This window comes from Kitasatospora sp. NPDC059646 (assembly GCF_042734615.1).
GTDB lineage: Bacteria > Actinomycetota > Actinomycetes > Streptomycetales > Streptomycetaceae > Kitasatospora.
The window spans coordinates 1-18,247 of sequence record NZ_JBHWDS010000044.1 but is presented as its reverse complement, the minus strand read 5'-3'; the positions used below and the strand labels follow the sequence as shown (position 1 = coordinate 18,247).

The following is an 18,247-nucleotide window of genomic DNA, read 5'->3' as shown; positions in this document are numbered from 1 at the left end:
AGGCCCAGGTCGAGACCCAGTGGTCGACTTTTCCCTACCCTCGCCGTCCCCCCGGCCGCCCCCTCCCTGACCCCGCCAGCCGCCCCGTGACCAGCGATGGTCTGGACCACTGGACGGCTCGTGGGATGTCTGCGCACACTGGCGCGATGACGCTCCGACCGCCCGCCGGACTGGAACTGCACGACCTGGAGGTGCCGGACCCCGGGTTGCTGCCGTTCGCCGCCGGCAGCTTCGACTCCATCGGCCCGCTCTCCCGGGCGGACTTCCCGCACCGCCACTCGTTCTACGAACTGGTCTACGTCACCAAGGGATCCGGCACGCACGTGGTGGACCTGGCGGAGTACCGGATCGAGCCGCCGGTGCTGTACGTGGTGCTGCCCGGGCAGGTCCACCACTGGAAGCGGGCCCGCCACCTGGACGGCTGGGTGCTGCTGTTCAACGAGGACTTCCTGCACCGGCACCCGGAGGACCTCACCCTGCTGCGCACCCTGGCCGGTGCCACCGCCTCCCGGCCGTCGCACCACGGCCACGGCGAACTCCTCCGGCTGCTGCGCGAGTTGACCGCCGAGTACCGGGCCGGACTGGACGGCGGGCTGGGCGTCCTGCAAGCGCTGCTGCACGTCCTGCTGGTGCGGGCGCTGCGCGTCGCCCGGGAGCGCGGGCCCGCCGACGGGACGGCCGCGCCGCGGGCACCGGTGCACCCGCTGGCCGACCGGTTCACCCGGCTGATCGCCGAACCCGACCGCACCGACCGCTCGGTGCTCGCGCTGGCTCGCGAACTCGGCGTCTCCGCGGGGTACTTGCACGAGGTGGTGAAGGAGGCCACCGGCCGCACCCCGGCCCGCCTGATCCGCGAACAGCAGACCCTGGAGGCCAAACGCCTGCTCGCCACCACGGACATGACGGTCCGCCAGGTCGCGCTCGCGGCGGGCTTCTCCGACCCGGCCTACTTCTGCCGCTTCTTCCGCCGCGAAGTCGGCCGCACCCCGGGCGAGTTCCGCGAACGCGCCGGCTGAGCCGGCGCGCCGTCGTGCCGGCGCACGAACGCCCGGCCCCGCAGGGCGAGCGGTCGCGCCCCGCCACAGGTTCAACGTCGGGTAAAGCTCTGCTGAGGAATGCACCACGTCCGGCGGCCCCCGTCCATCGACGGCCCGCCGGGCAGGGCCTAGCGTCTGAGGCACCCCACAGCGCCGCCGATCGGGGACGCCCGACCTCTCCAGGTGTCATGTCCCAACCAGCGGAATCCGAGCGGCCGGCGACCGACGAAGCACCCGAACGGAGAGCCATGTCCACCCCCCACAACCCCCTGGGCGACCGGCAGATCAGCCGGAAGAGCCTGCTCAAGGCCGCCGCGCTGGCCGGTGCCGTACCGGTGCTGATCGGCGGCGGCACCGCCCTGGCCCGTGACACCGCCGCAGCCGGCGGGACGGCCGCCCCGCTCACCCCCGACTGCCACGACGGCGACGCGCCCACCGGCGAGCAGATCGAGGGACCCTACTTCAAGCCGGGCTCCCCGCTGCGCACCAACCTCGTCACCTCGGGCACCCCCGGCACCCCGCTGACCGTCAGCGGCTTCGTCTTCGGCCGCAACTGCGCCCCCATCTCCGGCGCACTGCTGGACTTCTGGCAGGCCGACACCAACGGCACCTACGACAACACCGGCTACACCTTCCGCGGCCACCAGTTCAGCGACGCCAACGGCGCCTACACGCTCACCACGATCGTGCCCGGCCTCTACCCCGGCCGCACCCGGCACATCCACGTCAAGGTGCAGGCCCCCGGGCAGCCGATCCTCACCACCCAGCTGTACTTCCCGAACGAGCCGCGCAACGCCACCGACACCATCTTCGACCCGGCGCTGGTCATGACGGTCCGTCAGGTCGGCAACGGGCGCGAGGCCAGCTTCGACTTCGTGCTGAACGTCAACGGGACGCCGAAGCCCAGCACCAGCCCGACCGGATCGTCGAGCCCGAGCCCGAGCTCCTCGCCCGGCGGGACCACCACCTGGAAGGCCGGGACCAGCTACAAGGCCGGCGACGTGGTGACCTACAACGGCGTGACGTACGTCTGCATCCAGGCGCACACCGCCTTCGCCGGCTGGGAACCGCCGAACGTTCCCGCCCTCTGGTCCCGTCGCTGACCGCACCCACCCCCACGAGGGGGGCCCCCCCACGACAAGCCATCCGAAGCGGCGGCGCGGCCCCGCTCCCCGGGAGGGGAAAACCGGGAGTGCGGCCGACGACCGCCAAGCGTCATGGCGGCTCGAGCGCGGGGTGCCCGAGCCGCCATGGCGTGCCGCGCGCCGCTCCCGCACGACGCCACCCCGAAGCCACCCAGGACCTGCCTCCCGACCCCCGTAGGCTCGGTCCATGACCGAGCCCCAGCCCCAGCACCTGGTGGTCACCACCACCCATGAGGACGAGGACGCCGCCCGCGCCCTCGCCACCACCCTGGTCCGCGAACGCCTCGCCGCCTGCGCGCAGGTCCACCCCGTCCGGTCCGTGTACTGGTGGGGCGGCGTGCTCCAGGACGCTGCCGAGTGGCGGATCGACCTCAAGACCGGGGCCGCGCGCGCCCAGCGACTCGTCGACCGGATCGTCGAGTTGCACCCGTACGACACCCCGGAGGTGATCGCCGTTCCGATCACCGCCGGGGCGCCCGGCTACCTGGCCTGGCTGACCGCGGAGACCGCCGCCGGATAACCGGTCGCGGCGCCCCGCCGCGCTGCCCTACGCTCCGGCGGAACCGCCGTCAGAGGAGCCCCCGCCGTGCCGATACCGTCCCACACCGTCCGCGCCGTCAACGACCTGACGGCCCGGTGGGCCCGGACGGCGGCAGCGCCGGGGCGGAACACCGTGGTCAGCGCGCCCTCGGCCTGGGTGCCGCTCGCCTTCCTCGCCGCCGGAGCCGCCGGGTCGGCCGCCGCCGAACTCGGGCTCGCGCTGGGCGTCCCACCGCACCGGGCCGCCGAAGCCGGACGGCAACTGGTCGGCGCGCTCGGTGAGTTGCGCGGCGTCGAAGCCGCCCTCGGCGTGTGGACCCGCGGCGACCTGCCCGTCGAACTGCGCTGGACCACCGCCCTGCCCCCGGACAGCCACCGCCTGCTCGGCCCGGACACCGCCGAGAACCAGGCGGAGCTGGACCGTTGGGCCGCCGACCGGACCGCCGGGGCGATCCGCCGGATGCCCGTCACCGTCCGGCCGGACACCGAACTCCTGCTGGCCGCCGCCCTCACCCTGCGCACCGACTGGATCCGCCCGTTCGCCGCCCGCCCGTACCGGCCGCGGAGCGGCCCCTGGGCCGGGCTGGACGTCACCGGACTGTCCCGCACCACCGCCCTGCTCGACCGGGTCGGCGTCGCCGACACCGAGGCCGGCCCGCTCACCGTGCTGCACGTGCTCGGCCTGGACGGCATCGACGTCCACCTCTGCCTGGGCGGCGAGGACGCCGCCCCCGGCGCCGTCCTCGCCGCCGCCGTCCGCACCGCCGAACAACCCCGCGCCCTACGCCTCGGCAGCACCCTCGCGGACGGCGAGCCCGGCCCGGGGCTGCGGTCGTACTGGCACCCGAGCTACCGGAGCGAACACCAACTCGCGCAGTGGACGGTCGAGTTCGAGCTGTCCGCGGAACACGACCTGCTGGCCGACGCCGAACTGTTCGGGCTGCGCGCCGCCACCGACGCCACCCGGGGGCACTTCCCGGGGATCAGCTCCGCGCCGCTCGCGATCGGCGCGGCCGCCCAGTCCGCCACCGCCCTGTTCGGCCCGAAGGGCTTCCGGGCCGCCGCCGTCACCGCCTTCGCGGCGATCGGCGCCGGCACCGGCCCGACCCGCCGGCCCCCGTACCGGGTACGGCGGATCGAGGCCGACTTCTCCCGGCCCTTCGCGTTCCTCGCCGTGCACCGCGCCTCCCGACTGGTCCTGGCGGCCGGCTGGGTGGCCGAACCCCGGGTGGCCGAGCGCGAGCCGGAGGAGCCCGAGGACTGGGAGGGGACCGAGGGCTGACCGCCCGTCACCGCCGGGCCCGGCCCCCGCTACACTCCCGAACGCCCACGCGGACCGCATGGGCGTTCGACGCGCGGAACGGGTGTGTGCACATGCGGCGATGGAGCCGACTCGGCAGGACGGCACTGGTCGTGGCGGTCGTCGGAGCGCTGCTGGTGCTCGGCGGGTTCGGCTACGGGCTGGCGCTGCGCCCGAGCACGACGCTCGTCGGAGGCTCCGACATGGCGCCCACCTACCGGCCCGGCCAGCACCTCATGACGGCCGCCGTCGACCCCGGCCAGGTGCGGCGCGGCGACGTGGTGGTGTTCCGCTACGCCGCCGAGCCCGGCAGCCCGGCCATCGACCACCTCAAGCGGGTGATCGCGCTCGGCGGCGACCACGTCTCCCAATGCGGCGAGCAGCCCGTCCAGTTGAACGGTGCGCCGCTCGACGAGCCGTACCTGGAGGCCGGCGCCGTGAACGGCTACCGCTGCTTCGACGTCACCGTCCCCGACGGGCGGATGTTCGTGCTCGGCGACCACCGCGCCAACTCCGTCGACTCCCGGATCTGGGGCGACGTCCCGGTCGACACCGTCAAGGCCCGCGACATGCCCGGCACCGCCGCCCGGCTGGCCGTCGTCGTCGGAGCGGGCCTGCTCGGCCTGACCCTCCTCGTCGTGGCCGCGGTCCTCGCCGCGGTGGCCCGCCGCCGCGGCCGCCCCGCGCCCGCCGCGTACCCGGCGTGGGTCGCCAGCGCGCCCTGACCGCCGTTGTCGGTGGCGGCCCCTACCATCGCGCCCATGCGAGCATCAGGAACCTTCACCGTCCCCGAGTTCACCCCCGCGCCCGTCCCCGAGGGCGACATCAGGACCGCCGTCGGGGTCGGCGTGGCCACCATGCGCAAAGAGTTCCACGGCGAGATCGCGGGCCGCTCCACCACGCTGTTCACCTCAGCGTTCGACCACGCCGCGGGCGTCGGCACCTACCTCGCCATGGAGTCCTTCGCCGGCCGCCTGCACGACGCCGAGGGCGCGTTCAACTTCGCGCACTCCGCGACCACGCTCGGCGCGGGCCGCGAGGGCGAGTACTTCGTGATCGTCCCCGGCAGCGGCACCGCGGGCCTGGCCGGCATCACCGGCACCGGCAGCATCGTGATCGACGAGGACGGCACCCACCGCATCCACCTCGACTACGAGCTCGGCCGGTAGCCGGCGCGGTCGACCCCGGCGGTGGCGGCGGCGGTCGGAGGCGTTCACTCGCGGGACGACCAGTTCGCCTCCACCCGCCGCCGCTCCTCCTCCAGCAGCCCCCGCACCACCTCCGCCGGGGAGCGGTGCGAGAGCTCCGCGAAACCCTGCAGCCACTCCGCCAGCTCCACCGGCAGATCCAGCTGCACCCGCCGCTCGCCGGCCCCGACCCGGCGGTAGCCACCCACCCCGCTACGCCTCCTGACGGGCCCTCAGGGCCCACTCGCACAGCACCGGCACGCATCGCTCGGCGAAGTACTCGTAGTCCGCGGGCGTGTTGTACACGTGCGCCGACAGCCGGAAGTACCCCGTCCCGGCGAAGCTGGTGAACGCCGCCTCGACGCCCAACTCGGCCGCCACCCGGTCCCGCAGGCCGTCCGCCTCCAACCGGGTCCGGCCCAGCCCGGCCGGCAGCCGCACCAGGCGCAGCGCGTTGACCGGCATGCCGACCTCCGCCGCGGCCGGCTCCCCGGTCGCCCCGCCGACCGCCTCGCCGATCAACGCCTCGGCGTAGTCGGCCAGTTCGGTCATGTACCGGCGGGCCCGGTCCCAACCCCACTGCCGGGCGACGAAGTCCAGCGCGACCGGCGCGGCCAGCGGGCCGGTCGCGTCCACCGTCCCCTGGGTGTCGAAGCGCTCCGGGAACGGCTCCTCCGCGCCCCACGAATCGATCAACGGGTACAGCGCGTGCCTGAGCCCGCCCCGGGCGACGAGCGCGGCGGTGCCGCGCGGCGCACAGCCGAACTTGTGCAGGTTGCCGACCCAGGCGTCGCAGTCCACGCCCGCCCGCGGATCCTCGGCCAGGCCGGGGACGTGCGCGGCGTCGACCAGCAGCGGGACGCCGCGCTCGCGGGCGGCCGGTCCGATCAGGTCGACCGGGAGCCGGCGCGCCGTCGCGGAGGTCACCTGGTCCAGCACCACCAGCGCCGTCCGGTCGCCCACCTGCTCCAGCACGGCGGCCGCGGCCTCCTCCGGCCCGGCCGCCAGCGGCACGTGCGCCGTCCGGACCGAGCCGCCCCAGCGCCGGGCCAGCCGGGCCGCGCCCATGGTGACCGCCCCGTACCCGTGGTCGGTGACCAGCACCTCCCCGCCCGGCCGGTGCGGCAGGCTGCCGTAGACCGCGCTCGCGCCCGCGCTGGCGTTCGGCACCAGCGCGGTGAACTCCGCCGGGACGCGCAGGAATTCGGCGATCGCGGCGCGCGCCCGGGCGACCCGGCGGGGGAGCGCAGGGAACCACACCACCGGGGAGCGCTCCATCTCGTCCCGCAGCCGCTGCTGCTCGCGCTGCGCGGCCAGCGGAACCGCCCCGAACGAGCCGTGGTTGAGGTGCCGCATCGACGGGTCCAGCGACCAGCCGGCGGCGGCCGGCCGCCCGTCCTGGAGCAGCAGGGGCTCGGGAGCGACGACAGGTGCCACGGTCCAACTCCGATCCGGCCGCGGGCGTCCGTGCCGTGGCGGCCTGCTGCCCGATCCTGGCACAGCCGCCCGCCGGCCCCGCCGGGAGGTCGACGCTGGCCCGTTCGGGTGGCTTCCCGTTGCGCCGTCCGGATGCGGCCGAGCGGGTCGCCCATGCTGATCGCATACGACCCGCCCCGTCCCACGGGCGGGCCGCCGATCGAGAACGAGGACCTCCGCATGTTCCAGCAGTCCCGCCCGCCGGCCATCCCCGCGCCCCGCCGCCCGCTCGCCGGCGTCCGCCTCACCGCGCGCCCGCCCGCCCGCACCCTCCGGCCGCCGCGCAGCCCCCGCGAGTGGTGACCGCGCGCCCCGGCCCCCCGCCGGGGCCGGGGCGTCAGCCGGCCGGCCGTCCGGCCCGCCCGGACGTGTCGAACACCCAGTGGTTGGTCCGCAGCAGCCGTCCGGCGAACACCGTCCCGCGCTCGCCGAGCAGCTCGAACCCGAGCGCGCGGCACAGCCCGTTCGACGCTCCGTTGGCGACTCCCGGGAACGCGTGCACCCGGCCCCAGCGCCCGTCCGCGCCGGCCGCTTCGAGCACCTCGCGGACAGCCCGCCCGGCCAGCCCGCGGCCCTGGAACTCCGGCAGCACCATCCACCCGATCTCGGAGATCGCCTCCCCGCCCTCCTCGTGCGGCCAGAGCGCCACCGTCCCCGCGACCACCTCCGGCGCGGCGCCGTCCGGCACGATCATCCGGACCCACCAGTCGTCCGCCGCCGTCCGCTCCACATCCAGCCGGACCTTCTCGGCCATCCCCCCGGCCGGCAGCGGACCGCCCAACTCGGCCATCATCACCGGATCACAGCGCATCCGGACGTACGCCCCGACGTCCCCCGCCGCGACATCGCGCAACAGCATGCCGCTCGCCCCTTCCGCTCTGCCCGCAGCTAAGACCGTACCGACCGGGCCCGACACTCCGTAGTCTCCGAACGCATGACGACGACGGTCACCACCCGCACGGTCCGCTACCCCGCCGACGGCCTCACCATGGTCGGCCACCTCGCCCGGCCGGCCGGCACCGGCCGCCGGCCCGCCGTCCTGATCGGACCCGAAGGCCCCGGCCTGAGCGACGCCGTGCGCCACCGGGCCGACGCCCTCGCCGAACTCGGCTACCTCGCCCTGGCGTTCGACATCAACGGCGGCCGCTGGATCGCCGACCCGCAGGAGATGCTGGCCCGCGCCCTCCCGCTGCTCGACGATCCCGACCGGATGCGCGCCATCGGCCACGCCGCGCTCGACGTGCTGCACGCCGAACCGCGCACCGACCCGGACCGGATTGCCGCCATCGGCTACGGCACCGGCGGCGCGATCGCCCTCGAACTCGGCCGCGAGGGCTACCCGTTGCGCGCCATCGGCACCGTCAACGCGCTCGTCACCGGCCGCCCCGGCGAAGCCGCGAACATCCGTTGCCCGGTGTGGGCCGGCGTCGGCTCCGAGGACCCGATCATGCCCGCCGACCGGCGCGACGCCTTCGCCGCCGAGATGCAGGCCGCCGGCGTCGACTGGCGCCTCACCGTCTACGGCGGCGCCCAGCACGCCTTCCACCACCCGACCGCCGACCACGAGGTCCTGCCCGGCGTCGCCCACCACCCCCGGCACGCCGCCCGCGCCTGGCAGGACATCCTGGCCCTCCTCGCCGAGTGCCTGCCCATCAGCGAGCCCGGCCCGCCCACCTCATGAGCACCGGCAGCAGGTGACGACTTGTCGACGAAGCCCCCATCGCGCAGGAGTGGACGCGCTCCCGGGCTGCGGGCCGGCTGCTCGCGTGCCCCGGCGTGCGGCCCCCGCAGCGTGCTGCTTGCGCCCGGTCCGTGGCGGAGTCTCCCGCAGGTGGCAATTGGTCGTTGGAGGCCGGTCCGTGCCGCAGGCGGGGGCGGGGGCGGTCGCGTTCCCGGGCTGCGGGCCGGCCGCTCGCGCGCCTCGGCGTGCGGCCCCCGAGCGGGGGGTGGTGCCGGGCTGCCGGGGGTTTCCGGCTGGGCTGGGTCGGGGCTCGTTGGGGCGGTCGGCTGTCTGCTGCTTGCGCCCGGTCCCTGGCGGAGTTCTCGCGGGCGGGGGCGGGGGTTGTCGCGTTTCCGGGGCTGCGGGCCGGCCGTTCGCGTGTCTCGGTGTGCAGCCGCCCGCCCAGGGTTGGCACCGGGCTGTCGGGGTCAGGGTTCGTCGTGGCGGTGCGTGGCGTGCTCCTTGCGGCGGTAGTGGGTGCGGCCCGTGGCGGAGTTCTCGCGGGCGGGGCGGGAGTTGTCGCGTTTCCGGGGCTGCGGGCCGGCCGTTCGCGTGTCTCGGCGTGCATCCCCCGTGCGGGGGTGGCACTGGGCTGTCGGGGTCAGGGCTCGTTGTGGCGGTGCGTGGCGTGCTGCTTGCGGCGGTAGTGGGTGCGGCCCTTGGCGGAGTTCCCGCAGGTGGCCATGGAGCACCAGCGGCGGCCTCCGCCTCTCGATTTGTCGATGAAGACCCATCCGCACCGTTGGCCGGCGCAGACTCGGACGCGTTCCCATGGCGCCGACCGAAGCAGGTCGACCGCGCGCAGCGCCAGGTCGTGGCCGAGGAAGTCGAGCCCCGAGGTCTCGACGTCGACCTCGGGCCGCGTCGAGCCGCCGCGGACGGCGAGCCGCGCGGCGGCGACCGCCGGCTTCCAGTGCGTCTCGACGCGCTCGGCCGCCGTGGCGGGAGCCGGCCCGCTGCCGTCGAGCAGAGTCGTGACGAGGTCGTGCACGGCCTCGCGCAGCTCCCGGACGCGGTCCAGGGCTCGGGCGGCCCCGGCCGGATCGGCCGTGGCCAGCCGCCGCAGTTCGCCGAGCGCGGTCGGGTCGAACTCGCCGGTCAGGGCCGCCCATTCCAGCAGGCGCGGGTAGCCGTCGAGCCAGTCGACCGGCTCGGTGTCGCGCGCGGTGACGGTGTTCGTCAGGTCGAGGACGAGGTACCCGCCGAGCAGGTCGCGGGCCTCGAAGGTGTGGGCCTGGACGGTTCCTGCCACGACTGACCGCCTCTCCGCTCTTGCCCGATCATGTCCAACCAGTGTACGGATGTTATCCGGTTGGAATCCCGCCAGCCGGAAGGCTGTCGGCACGCGTCCGGCACACGCCCCGCACGCGCCCCGCACGCGCCCGGCACGCGACCGGAACGCGACTGGAAGGAGTCGGCCGTGGCCGCCGCCGTCGAACTCATCGCCGCCCCCTGGAACCTCGGCCTGCGGCCGTCCGCCCCGGGCCGCGAGCCCGGAACGTGGCGGGCCCCGCAGGCGCTGCTGTCGGCGGGGCTGGCGACGCTCCTGCGGCCGGCCCGGGTCGTGCAACTCGACCGTCCGCCGTACGAGTTCGACCCGCAGCCGGCGACCAGGATCCGCAACGGGGTGACCATCCGCGAGCACTCGTTGCGGCTCGCCGAGGTGGTCCGCGACGCGCTGGCAGCCGACCGGTTCCCGGTGGTGCTGGGCGGCGACTGCAGCATCCTGCTCGGCTGCCTGCTGGGTGCCCGGTACGCCGGCCGCTGCGGCCTGCTGCACCTGGACGGGCACAACGACTTCCGCCACCCGGGCCGTCACGACACCGGCGCGGACCTGGGCGCCGCGGCCGGCATGGACCTGGCCCTGGCCACCGGCCGCGGCGAACTGCTGCTCGCCCACTGGCCGGTGGCGGGCCGGCCGCTGGTCGCCGACGAGGACGTGGTCCAGATCGGTGACCGGGAGGACGGCGAGGTGCTGCCGGTCGCCCGCTTCACCGCCCGGGAGATCGGGCGGCTCGGCATCGCCGGACTCGCCGAGCGGGTGATCGACCGCCTGGAGCGGCGCGCCCTGGACCGCAGCTGGCTGCACCTCGATCTCGACGTGCTCGACGAACGCGTCCTGCCGGCGGTGGACTCGCCCGGCCGCCCCGGCCTGGACTTCGCCCAACTCGCCGAGCTGGTCGCCGCCTTGGTCGGCACCGGCCGGGTGGCCGGGCTGGACGTCGCCGTCTACGACCCGGAGCGCGACCCGGACGGCGCCCATGCCGCCCCGATCGCCGAGTGCCTGGCCGCCGCCCTGTCCGCGCTCACGGCCACGGAGGCGCACGCATGAGGACCCTGCTCGCGGCCGGGCCCGGCCCGCACCACCCGGCCGAGATGGAGCAGTTCGGGCAGCTGGCCGGACACTGGGCGACCGTCATCACCTACCACCCCGCCGACGGCTCGCCGGCCCACCGGGTCAGCGGCGAATGGGAGTTCGGCTACGCCCTGGAGGGCCGCGCGGTCCTCGACGTCTGGCGTTGGCCCGGGCAGCAGGACCTCGCCGGCGCCGACCGTGCCGCGGACCAGGAGTGCGGCCTGTGCGTGCGGATCTGGGACCCGCGGCTTCAGCTGTGGCGGTTCACCTTCCACGGCACCGCCCGCGGCGACCAGGTGCAGATGTACGCCCGTCGGATCGGCGACGAGATCGTCATGGAACGCGCCACCGGCACCGCCCTGGTCCGCTGGACCTTCGCCGACATCACCGCCGACGCCTTCCACTGGCGCAACGAGCGGTCGTCCGACGGCGGTGCCACCTGGCGGCTCGACCAGGAGGTGAGCGCCCGCCGCCTGCGCTGAGGGCGCGGGGCGGTCAGGGGCGGACGGCGCCCATGTACGGCATGACGTCCATGTCGACGATCTCGACGTTCTTGCCGGTGCGGGGGGCGTGCAGGAGCTTGCCGTTGCCGATGTAGATGCCGACGTGGTGCAGGTCGTTGTAGTAGAAGAGCAGGTCGCCGGGCTGGATGTCGGCCTTGGCGATGCGCTTGCCGGCGTTCCACTGGTCCTGGGAGACCCGGGGGAGGCTGACGCCGCCGGCCCGGAAGGCCATCAGGGTCAGGCCGGAGCAGTCGAAGGAGCTCGGGCCGGCGGCGCCCCACTGGTAGGGCTTGCCGATCTGGGCGTAGGCGAAGTCGAGGATGGCCTTGACCTGGCCGGTGGCGGGGCCGGTGTAGGTCTGGCCGCGGGCCGAACTGCGGGACGCCGCCTGGTTGTTGTCGCCCAGGACGCGGGCCCGGTCGGCCGCCTTCAGGCCGGCCAGGATGCGGGAGGCCTCGCCGAGCTTGGCCTGCACCTCGGCCTTCTTGGCGGTCAGGGTGGTGCGGGCCTGGTCCAACTCGGCGAGTTTGGCGGCGGTTTCGGCGCGCTCCTGGTCGATCGACTGCTGGAGCCGCAGCGCGCTGCGCAGCGCGTCGGCCTGCTGTCCGCCGGCCAGCTCCTGCAGGCCGGCCCGCCGCAGGTACTCGTCGGGGGAGGCGCTGAGCATCAGCTGCACGCTGGGGTCGAGCCCGCCGCTGCGGTACTGCTCGGCGGCCAGTGCGCCCAGCGTCTCCTGGTACTGCAGGACCTTCTCCTGCTGTCCGGCCAGCCGGTCCTGCAACTTCCCGGCCTGGTCCTGGAGTTGCTTGGCCCGCTCGTCGACCTTGTTGTACTCCTCGGTGGCCGCCTCGGCCTCCTCGTACAGGCCGTCGACCTTCGCCTTCACCTGGTCGAGACTCGGTGCGGGCTCGGCCCAGCCGGTGCCGGCGGGCAGCAGGACGGCGGCGCCGGCGGCCGCGCCGAGGACGGCCGTCCGGGTGCGTCCGGCGGGTCGGGGTCGGCGGTGCGTTCCCATCGCTGCGGTCTCTCCTCGGGTCGGGGCACCCGCCGTCCGGGCGATCACTACGAGACAACTTAGTAGTTCAGTAGAACGACCGGCAAGCCACCCCGCGCCCACTACGATGAGCCGGACCACCTGACGACGGCACCAAGGGCGGAACGGCAGTGCGCAGACTCGGCGACCTGGAGGCGGAGATCATGGACCGCCTGTGGACCTGGGACCGCCCCGCCACCGTCCGGGAGATCGTCGACGACCTCAACCGGTCCCGCCCGCTGGCCTACACCACCGTCATGACGGTCGCCGACATCCTGTACCGCAAGGGCATGCTGCGCCGCGAGAAGTCCGGCCGGGCCTGGAACTACCGGCCCGCCTGCACCCGCGAGGCGTACAGCGCCGCCCTGATGCGCGACGTCCTCGGCGAGAGCCCCAACCCCACCGGCGCCCTCGCCCACCTCGTCGGACAGCTCACCCCCGAGGAGCTCGACGCCCTGCGCGCCGCCATCGAATCCGTCGACCGCGACCAGCCCGGCGGCCGGCCCGGCGACGGCACCCCCGGAGCCGCCCGGTGACCGCCGCCCTCGCCCTGCTCGGCTACGCCCTGCTGGTCGGCGTGCTCGCCCCGCTGCCGCTGGCCCGGGCCCGCTGGACCCATCGCGCGCCCCGGCTGGCCGTCGCGCTCTGGCAGGGGCTGACGCTGTCCTTCCTCACCGCGCTGGTGCTGGCCGCCCACCACCTGGCCGTCCCGGGCGTCCACCTGCACCTCGGCCTGGTCGGCCTGCTGCACCTGTGCGGCGTCGACCACCCGGGCGGCCTGCTCGCCACCGGGCCCGGCCAGTCCTGGCGGCTGCTGCTGCCCGCCGCGGCGGCGGCCTGGCCGCTCGGCCGGTACGCCGCCGTGCTGATCCGCACCGCCCGGCACCGCCGCCGCCACCGCACCCTGCTCGACCTGGTCGCCGCCCGCGACCCGCGGCTCGGCGCGCACGTCCTCGACCACGACACCCCCGCCGCGTACTGCCTGCCCGGCCGCCGCGCCCGGATCGTGCTCACCCGCGGCGCCCTCGACCTGCTGACGCCCCAGCAGCTCGCCGCCGTCCTGGCCCACGAGCGCGCCCACGTCGCCGGCCGCCACCACCTGGCCCGCACCGCCGCCGACGCACTCGCCGCCGCGTTCCCGTTCCTGCCGCTGGCCCGCCTCGCCGCCCGGGAGACCCCGCTGCTGCTGGAGATGGCCGCCGACGACCGCGCCGTCCGCCGGCACCCGCGCGCCGTGCTCGCCGCCGCCATGTACCGGGTCGCCGGCGGCCCCGTCCCGCAGACCGCGTTCGCCGCCGGCGGCACCGCCGCCCTGCTGCGGGTACGCCGCCTGCTGGCCCCCGCCGCCGCCCCGCACCCCGCGCTGCGCGCCGCCGCCGCCCTCACCGCCGCCGCCGCGCCGGTGCTGCCGCTGCTGTTCACCTGCGGTCCCGTGGTGCCCTGACCGCACGCCGAGCCGCCCGCCCGGGCAGTCCGGGCGGGCGGCGGGCGTTCGGTGCGGCGGCTACATCGGCTGCGGCCGGATCATCGCGAACGGTGCGCCCTGCGGGTCGGCGACCACCGTCATCCGGCCCGCCACCATGTCGAACGGCGGGGCCAGCACGGTGCCGCCGGAGCGCACCAGCGCGTCCACCGTGGAGTCGACGTCGTCGACCGAGAAGTACGTCAGCCAGTGCGCCGGGGTGCCGGGCGGGTCGTTGGCGAGCAGCGTGGCGCCGCCGACGCTGCGCCCGCCGACCTTCAGCTCCCAGTACGAGTCCACGCCGTCCACCGGCTCGATCTCGATGCCGAACGCCTCGCCGTAGAAGGCGGTGGCCGCCGGGATGTCGCTGGTGTGCAGCTCGTTCCAGGTCAGCGCGCCGGCCTGGTTGACCACCTGCGCGCCGATGAACTCGCCCGGCTGCCAGACGCCGAACACCGCGCCCTGCGGGTCGGCGGCGACCACCATCCGGCCCAGGTCGCCGACGTCCGCGACCGGGACCAGCAGGGTGCCGCCGGCCGAGACGATCGCGTCCTGGGTGGCCTGCGCGTCGGTGCTGGCCAGGTAGCTGGTCCACACGGTGGGCGGCTCCGGCATGCCCTCGGGCGCCATCGCGGGTCCGATGCCGGCGACGGCCTTCCCGTCCAGCTCGCAGACCGCGTACCCGCCGAACTCGGCCGGTCCGGGCTTGCCCTGCCAGCCGAGCAGGTCGCGGTAGAAGTCCAGCGCCGCCTGCTGGTCCTTCGCCATCAGGTCGACCCAGCACGGCGTGCCGGTCGCGTACGGTTCGGTGACTACGGGCATCTCTCGCTCTTTCCGGTGAGGCGTTCCGGGGCTCCCCCCAGGAAGTCACCCTCACCGCGCGGCCCCCGATCCGCCACCGGACGTCGTCCCGTCGGGGGCGGCCCCGCCGCGCCGCGGCGAGCCGGAGGTCCCGGAGCCCGGCTGTCCGAGGAGTGGAACGCGCCGCGCGGGCCCCGGCACGGCCGCTAGGTTGTCCGCTCACTGACGGACCGTCACGTCACCGGAGGCTGTGCCATGACGCTCACGACCGACTCCCACTCCGCGGTGCTCGCCGCGATCACCGAGGGCTGCGCGGCGCTCGGGTTCGAGATGTCCTGCGACCCGACGACCGGGCAGCTGCTGCGCACCCTCGCCGCGGCGCGGCCGGGCGGACGGATCCTGGAGCTCGGGACGGGCGCGGGCGTGTCGACCAGCTGGCTGCTGAGCGGCATGGACGCGGACGCCACCCTGCTGAGCGTCGAGCAGGACCCGGCGGTGGCCGCGATCGCCGCCGAGCACCTGGGGTCCGACCCGCGGCTGGAGCTGGTGGTGGGCGAGGGCGCCGAGCTGATCGACGCGCTGGCCGGCCGCCGGTTCGACCTGGTCTTCGCCGACACCTGGCCCGGCAAGTTCCACCACCTCGACCAGGCGCTGGGCCTGCTGGCCCCGGGCGGCCACTACCTGGTCGACGACCTGCTGCCGCAGCCGACCTGGCCCGCCGGCCACGCCGAGGCCGTCGCCGCGCTGGTCGACCGCCTGACCACCGACCCCCGGCTGCACGCCACCCACCTGGACTGCTCGACCGGGCTGCTGCTGGCCACCCGCCGCCCGTAGCCCGTCCGGGCGAGTGCGGGCGTGGGCACCGGTGCGGTGATCGGACCGGTGCCTACGGTGGCGGGCATGTGGCACGACATGTTCGAGGCGGGGATCTCGTACGGCGAGAAGACGGTGCGCACGGTGCTGGTGTACCTGGCGCTGCTGGTGCTGCTGCGGGTGATCGGCAAGCGCGGGCTGGCGCAGCTGAACACCTTCGACCTGGTGGTCATGCTGCTGCTGTCGAACGTGGTGCAGAACGCGGTGATCGGCGACGACAACTCGGTGGTCGGCGGCCTGTACGGGGCGCTGGTGCTGCTGGTCGCGGACTGGGTGCTGGTGCGGCAGGCGGCCCGCTGGGACTGGTTCAACCGGCTGCTCGACGGGACGCCGACGGTGCTGGCCCGGGACGGCGCGTACGACCGTCGGACGATCGCCCGGCAGGGCATCCGGGTGCCCGACCTGGACGTGGCGATCCGGCACCAGGGCGGCGACGCGGTCGAGGAGACCTCGCTGATCGTGCTGGAGCCCGGCGGCACCCTGCTGGTGAAGCTGAAGGAGGGCGACCAGGTCGCCGACAAGGCCGACGTGGCGGCGATCCGGGCCGCGCTGGCCGCCGTCGCGGCCCGCCTGCCGGCCGCCGGGTGACCGATTTCGGATGGTTTGCGGCGTCTTCCGCGCGACCTTGACGAATCCTTAACGGCAGGCGTTAACGCCGTTCCGGCCTTCGAATCGATCAGTCGTACCGCCTCTGGCCTGCGGAAATGTGGCCGGTATCAGGATCTGACGGGCTGCTTGTCTTAACGGCGCTGACGCATACGCTCCCGTGCTGTGTTCAACCTCCCCCAGGCGCTCAAGCGCCTCGTGATCGGCCGCGCCATGCGCAGCGAGGAACTCGGCGAGACCCTGCTCCCGAAACGGCTCGCGCTGCCGATCTTCGCCTCCGACCCGCTCTCCTCGGTGGCCTACGCGACCGGCGAGATCCTGCTCGTCCTCACCGTCGGCGGCACCGCCTTCCTCTACCTCACCCCCTGGGTCGCCGCCGGCGTGATCGCGCTGATGGCCGTGGTGGTGATGTCCTACCGGCAGGTGGTGCACGCCTACCCGAGCGGCGGCGGCTCGTACGAGGTGGTGTCCCGCAACCTCGGCGCCAACTCCGGCCTGGTGGTGGCCGCGTCGCTGCTGGTCGACTACGTGATGACGGTCGCCGTCTCGGTGGCGTCCGGCGTCGACAACATCATCTCCGCGTTCGGCTCGCTCGCCGAGCACCGGGTGGCGCTGGCCGTCGGCTTCGTCGCGCTGCTCACCGCGATGAACCTGCGCGGCGTCCGCGAGTCCGGCCGGGCCTTCGCCGCGCCCACCTACCTGTTCATCGGCGGCATCCTGCTGATGGTCGTCACCGGCCTGGTCCGGCTCGCGTTCGGCGACAACCCGCAGGCCCCCACGGCCGCCCTCGGCGTCACCGCGCTCGACGGCAAGGACACCCTGCAGGGCCTCGGCCTGCTGATGCTCGGCCTGCGCGCCTTCGCCTCCGGCTGCACCGCGCTCACCGGCGTCGAGGCGATCTCCAACGGCGTGCCCGCGTTCCGCGCCCCGAAGTCCCGCAACGCCGCCGCGACCATGGCCGTGATGGGCATCGTCGCCGTGGTGATGTTCGCCGGCGTCACGCTGCTCGCGCTCACCTCGCACGTCCACTACGTCGAGGACGCCTGCCAGCTCACCGGCCTGGCCGGGGACTGCCACACCTACACCCAGCAGACGGTGATCGCGCAGCTCGCCGCGACCGTCTTCGGCGGCTCCGACACGGTCCTCTTCTATTTCATCCAGGCCGTCACCGCGCTGGTGCTGATCCTCGCCGCGAACACCGCCTTCAACGGCTTCCCGCTGCTCGCCTCGATCCTCGCGCAGCACCGCTACCTGCCCCGGCAGATGCACACCCGCGGCGACCGGCTGGCCTTCTCCAACGGCATCATCGCGCTCGCCGTGGTGGCCGGCGGACTGCTCTGGTTCTACAAGGCGGACGTCACCAGCCTGATCCACCTGTACATCCTCGGCGTGTTCACCTCCTTCACGCTGTCCCAGATCGGCATGGTCCGGCACTGGAACCGGGCCCTGGCCACCGAGGCCGACCCGGCGGTGCGGGCCTCCGCCCAGCGCTCCCGGCTGATCAACGGGCTGGGCGCCGTCACCACGGCGCTGGTGCTGGTCATCGTGCTGATCACCAAGTTCACCCAGGGCGCGTGGCTGGCCGTGGTCGCCGCGCTGCTGCTCTGGCTCACCATGCGCGGCATCCGGCGGCACTACGACACGGTCGCGGCCGAACTCGCCGTCGAGGACGTCGCCGCGGAGAGCTCGCGCCCCCGGCAGGTGCACGCGGTGGTACTGGTCTCCAAGCTCCACAAGCCCACCCTGCGGGCGCTCGGCTACGCGGAGGCGTTCCGGCCGGACACCGTCGAGGCGGTCACCGTGGACGTCGAGCCCGAGGCGACGGCGGAGCTGCGGGCGGCGTGGGAGGCCAGCGGGCTGGACGTTCCGCTGCGGGTGCTGGAGTCGCCGTTCCGGGAGATCACCAAGCCGGTCGTCGCGCACGTGCGGGAGCTGAAGGCGGACCGGCCGGGGGACGCGGTCGCGGTGTTCATCCCCGAGTACGTGGTCGGACGGTGGTGGGAGAACCTGCTGCACAACCAGTCGGCGCTGTGGCTGAAGAGCCGACTGCTGTTCACGCCCGGGGTGATGGTCATATCGGTGCCGTGGCAGTTGACGTCGGCGAACCGCGCGGACCGGCCCGCCCGACGGGCGCCGGGGGCGGTCCGACGGGGGCAGGGGCGGTAGCGCCCGGCGCTCGCGGGGGCGGGGCCGCGGCCAGGCGCGGAC

The 18,247-nt window shown here is 74.9% G+C and carries 21 protein-coding genes; 15 read left to right on the top strand and 6 right to left on the bottom strand.

Annotated elements, in window-relative coordinates:
• The first annotated feature begins 146 nt into the window (after positions 1-146).
• The 6 genes from ACFV1L_RS26580 to ACFV1L_RS26555 all read left to right on the top strand — a co-directional run bounded on the left by ACFV1L_RS26580 (position 147) and on the right by ACFV1L_RS26555 (position 5,191).
• Complete coding sequence (locus ACFV1L_RS26580; protein ID WP_380370184.1) at positions 147-1,016, top strand: helix-turn-helix domain-containing protein; 870 nt, start codon at positions 147-149, stop codon at positions 1,014-1,016.
• 269 nt (positions 1,017-1,285) lie between these two features.
• Complete coding sequence (locus ACFV1L_RS26575; RefSeq protein WP_380370181.1) at positions 1,286-2,140, top strand: carbohydrate-binding protein; 855 nt, start codon at positions 1,286-1,288, stop codon at positions 2,138-2,140.
• Positions 2,141-2,369: 229 nt separating this feature from the next.
• Positions 2,370-2,702, top strand: a complete 333-nt coding sequence (gene cutA, locus ACFV1L_RS26570; protein ID WP_380370178.1) for a divalent-cation tolerance protein CutA — start codon at positions 2,370-2,372, stop codon at positions 2,700-2,702.
• Between the two features lie 66 nt (positions 2,703-2,768).
• On the top strand, positions 2,769-4,004 hold the full coding sequence (locus ACFV1L_RS26565) for a serpin family protein (protein WP_380370177.1): 1,236 nt from the start codon (positions 2,769-2,771) through the stop codon (positions 4,002-4,004).
• A gap of 131 nt (positions 4,005-4,135) precedes the next feature.
• Positions 4,136-4,747: a signal peptidase I gene (gene lepB, locus ACFV1L_RS26560; protein ID WP_380370174.1), complete on the top strand. Its 612-nt coding sequence runs from the start codon at positions 4,136-4,138 to the stop codon at positions 4,745-4,747.
• A gap of 36 nt (positions 4,748-4,783) precedes the next feature.
• Complete coding sequence (locus ACFV1L_RS26555) at positions 4,784-5,191, top strand: DUF3224 domain-containing protein (RefSeq protein WP_380370171.1); 408 nt, start codon at positions 4,784-4,786, stop codon at positions 5,189-5,191.
• A gap of 44 nt (positions 5,192-5,235) precedes the next feature.
• Here ACFV1L_RS26555 and ACFV1L_RS26550 read toward each other — a convergent pair whose 3' ends face one another.
• The gene (locus ACFV1L_RS26550) at positions 5,236-5,418 is read right to left on the bottom strand and encodes a hypothetical protein (RefSeq protein WP_380370169.1); all 183 of its coding nucleotides are present in this window, start codon (positions 5,416-5,418) and stop codon (positions 5,236-5,238) included.
• A gap of 4 nt (positions 5,419-5,422) precedes the next feature.
• The gene (locus tag ACFV1L_RS26545) at positions 5,423-6,646 is read right to left on the bottom strand and encodes an aminotransferase class V-fold PLP-dependent enzyme (protein ID WP_380370166.1); all 1,224 of its coding nucleotides are present in this window, start codon (positions 6,644-6,646) and stop codon (positions 5,423-5,425) included.
• Between the two features lie 153 nt (positions 6,647-6,799).
• Here ACFV1L_RS26545 and ACFV1L_RS26540 point away from each other — a divergent pair, with 153 nt between their 5' ends.
• Complete coding sequence (locus ACFV1L_RS26540; protein WP_380370164.1) at positions 6,800-6,988, top strand: hypothetical protein; 189 nt, start codon at positions 6,800-6,802, stop codon at positions 6,986-6,988.
• Between the two features lie 34 nt (positions 6,989-7,022).
• Here ACFV1L_RS26540 and ACFV1L_RS26535 read toward each other — a convergent pair whose 3' ends face one another.
• Complete coding sequence (locus tag ACFV1L_RS26535; protein WP_380370161.1) at positions 7,023-7,544, bottom strand: GNAT family N-acetyltransferase; 522 nt, start codon at positions 7,542-7,544, stop codon at positions 7,023-7,025.
• A 75-nt stretch (positions 7,545-7,619) separates the two neighbouring features.
• On the opposite strand from ACFV1L_RS26535, the gene ACFV1L_RS26530 reads away from it, so the two are divergent.
• Positions 7,620-8,366, top strand: coding sequence for a dienelactone hydrolase family protein (locus tag ACFV1L_RS26530; protein WP_380370158.1), 747 nt, complete (start codon positions 7,620-7,622; stop codon positions 8,364-8,366).
• A 640-nt stretch (positions 8,367-9,006) separates the two neighbouring features.
• On the opposite strand, the gene ACFV1L_RS26525 is transcribed toward ACFV1L_RS26530, so the two are convergent.
• Positions 9,007-9,657, bottom strand: a complete 651-nt coding sequence (locus ACFV1L_RS26525; protein WP_380370157.1) for a CGNR zinc finger domain-containing protein — start codon at positions 9,655-9,657, stop codon at positions 9,007-9,009.
• Positions 9,658-9,825: 168 nt separating this feature from the next.
• On the opposite strand from ACFV1L_RS26525, the gene ACFV1L_RS26520 reads away from it, so the two are divergent.
• Positions 9,826-10,737: an arginase family protein gene (locus ACFV1L_RS26520; RefSeq protein ID WP_380370154.1), complete on the top strand. Its 912-nt coding sequence runs from the start codon at positions 9,826-9,828 to the stop codon at positions 10,735-10,737.
• A complete protein-coding gene (locus tag ACFV1L_RS26515) occupies positions 10,734-11,243 on the top strand; it encodes a hypothetical protein (protein ID WP_380370152.1) in 510 nt (169 codons plus the stop codon). Before ACFV1L_RS26520 ends, ACFV1L_RS26515 begins: the two co-directional genes overlap by 4 nt.
• A 13-nt stretch (positions 11,244-11,256) precedes the next feature.
• On the opposite strand, the gene ACFV1L_RS26510 is transcribed toward ACFV1L_RS26515, so the two are convergent.
• Positions 11,257-12,279 (bottom strand): NlpC/P60 family protein, encoded by a 1,023-nt coding sequence (locus ACFV1L_RS26510; RefSeq protein ID WP_380370150.1) that lies wholly within the window; start codon positions 12,277-12,279, stop codon positions 11,257-11,259.
• A 149-nt stretch (positions 12,280-12,428) separates the two neighbouring features.
• Here ACFV1L_RS26510 and ACFV1L_RS26505 point away from each other — a divergent pair, with 149 nt between their 5' ends.
• Entirely contained in the window at positions 12,429-12,833 is a 405-nt protein-coding gene (locus ACFV1L_RS26505) for a BlaI/MecI/CopY family transcriptional regulator (RefSeq protein WP_380370147.1), read from the top strand.
• A complete protein-coding gene (locus ACFV1L_RS26500; protein WP_380370144.1) occupies positions 12,830-13,741 on the top strand; it encodes a M56 family metallopeptidase in 912 nt (303 codons plus the stop codon). Before ACFV1L_RS26505 ends, ACFV1L_RS26500 begins: the two co-directional genes overlap by 4 nt.
• Positions 13,742-13,801: 60 nt before the next feature.
• On the opposite strand, the gene ACFV1L_RS26495 is transcribed toward ACFV1L_RS26500, so the two are convergent.
• Positions 13,802-14,581, bottom strand: coding sequence for a VOC family protein (locus tag ACFV1L_RS26495; protein ID WP_380370141.1), 780 nt, complete (start codon positions 14,579-14,581; stop codon positions 13,802-13,804).
• A 234-nt stretch (positions 14,582-14,815) separates the two neighbouring features.
• Here ACFV1L_RS26495 and ACFV1L_RS26490 point away from each other — a divergent pair, with 234 nt between their 5' ends.
• The 3 genes from ACFV1L_RS26490 to ACFV1L_RS26480 all read left to right on the top strand — a co-directional run bounded on the left by ACFV1L_RS26490 (position 14,816) and on the right by ACFV1L_RS26480 (position 18,205).
• Entirely contained in the window at positions 14,816-15,394 is a 579-nt protein-coding gene (locus tag ACFV1L_RS26490; RefSeq protein WP_380370139.1) for an O-methyltransferase, read from the top strand.
• Between the two features lie 66 nt (positions 15,395-15,460).
• Complete coding sequence (locus tag ACFV1L_RS26485) at positions 15,461-16,021, top strand: DUF421 domain-containing protein (protein WP_380370137.1); 561 nt, start codon at positions 15,461-15,463, stop codon at positions 16,019-16,021.
• A 231-nt stretch (positions 16,022-16,252) separates the two neighbouring features.
• Positions 16,253-18,205 carry an APC family permease gene (locus tag ACFV1L_RS26480; RefSeq protein ID WP_380370279.1) on the top strand — a complete coding sequence of 651 codons (1,953 nt, stop codon included), beginning with the start codon at positions 16,253-16,255 and terminating at the stop codon, positions 18,203-18,205.
• Positions 18,206-18,247: the final 42 nt, after the last annotated feature.

Bases quoted from the DNA above. Each gene is read 5' to 3' on its own strand.
- ACFV1L_RS26580 (WP_380370184.1), top strand. From the start codon at position 147: ATGACGCTCCGACCGCCCGCCGGACTGGAACTGCACGACCTGGAGGTG.
- ACFV1L_RS26575 (WP_380370181.1), top strand. From the start codon at position 1,286: ATGTCCACCCCCCACAACCCCCTGGGCGACCGGCAGATCAGCCGGAAG.
- cutA (WP_380370178.1), top strand. From the start codon at position 2,370: ATGACCGAGCCCCAGCCCCAGCACCTGGTGGTCACCACCACCCATGAG.
- ACFV1L_RS26555 (WP_380370171.1), top strand. From the start codon at position 4,784: ATGCGAGCATCAGGAACCTTCACCGTCCCCGAGTTCACCCCCGCGCCC.
- ACFV1L_RS26540 (WP_380370164.1), top strand. From the start codon at position 6,800: ATGCTGATCGCATACGACCCGCCCCGTCCCACGGGCGGGCCGCCGATC.
- ACFV1L_RS26535 (WP_380370161.1), bottom strand. From the start codon at position 7,544: ATGCTGTTGCGCGATGTCGCGGCGGGGGACGTCGGGGCGTACGTCCGG.
- ACFV1L_RS26530 (WP_380370158.1), top strand. From the start codon at position 7,620: ATGACGACGACGGTCACCACCCGCACGGTCCGCTACCCCGCCGACGGC.
- ACFV1L_RS26515 (WP_380370152.1), top strand. From the start codon at position 10,734: ATGAGGACCCTGCTCGCGGCCGGGCCCGGCCCGCACCACCCGGCCGAG.
- ACFV1L_RS26510 (WP_380370150.1), bottom strand. From the start codon at position 12,279: ATGGGAACGCACCGCCGACCCCGACCCGCCGGACGCACCCGGACGGCC.
- ACFV1L_RS26495 (WP_380370141.1), bottom strand. From the start codon at position 14,581: ATGCCCGTAGTCACCGAACCGTACGCGACCGGCACGCCGTGCTGGGTC.
- ACFV1L_RS26490 (WP_380370139.1), top strand. From the start codon at position 14,816: ATGACGCTCACGACCGACTCCCACTCCGCGGTGCTCGCCGCGATCACC.
- ACFV1L_RS26485 (WP_380370137.1), top strand. From the start codon at position 15,461: ATGTGGCACGACATGTTCGAGGCGGGGATCTCGTACGGCGAGAAGACG.
- ACFV1L_RS26480 (WP_380370279.1), top strand. From the start codon at position 16,253: ATGCGCAGCGAGGAACTCGGCGAGACCCTGCTCCCGAAACGGCTCGCG.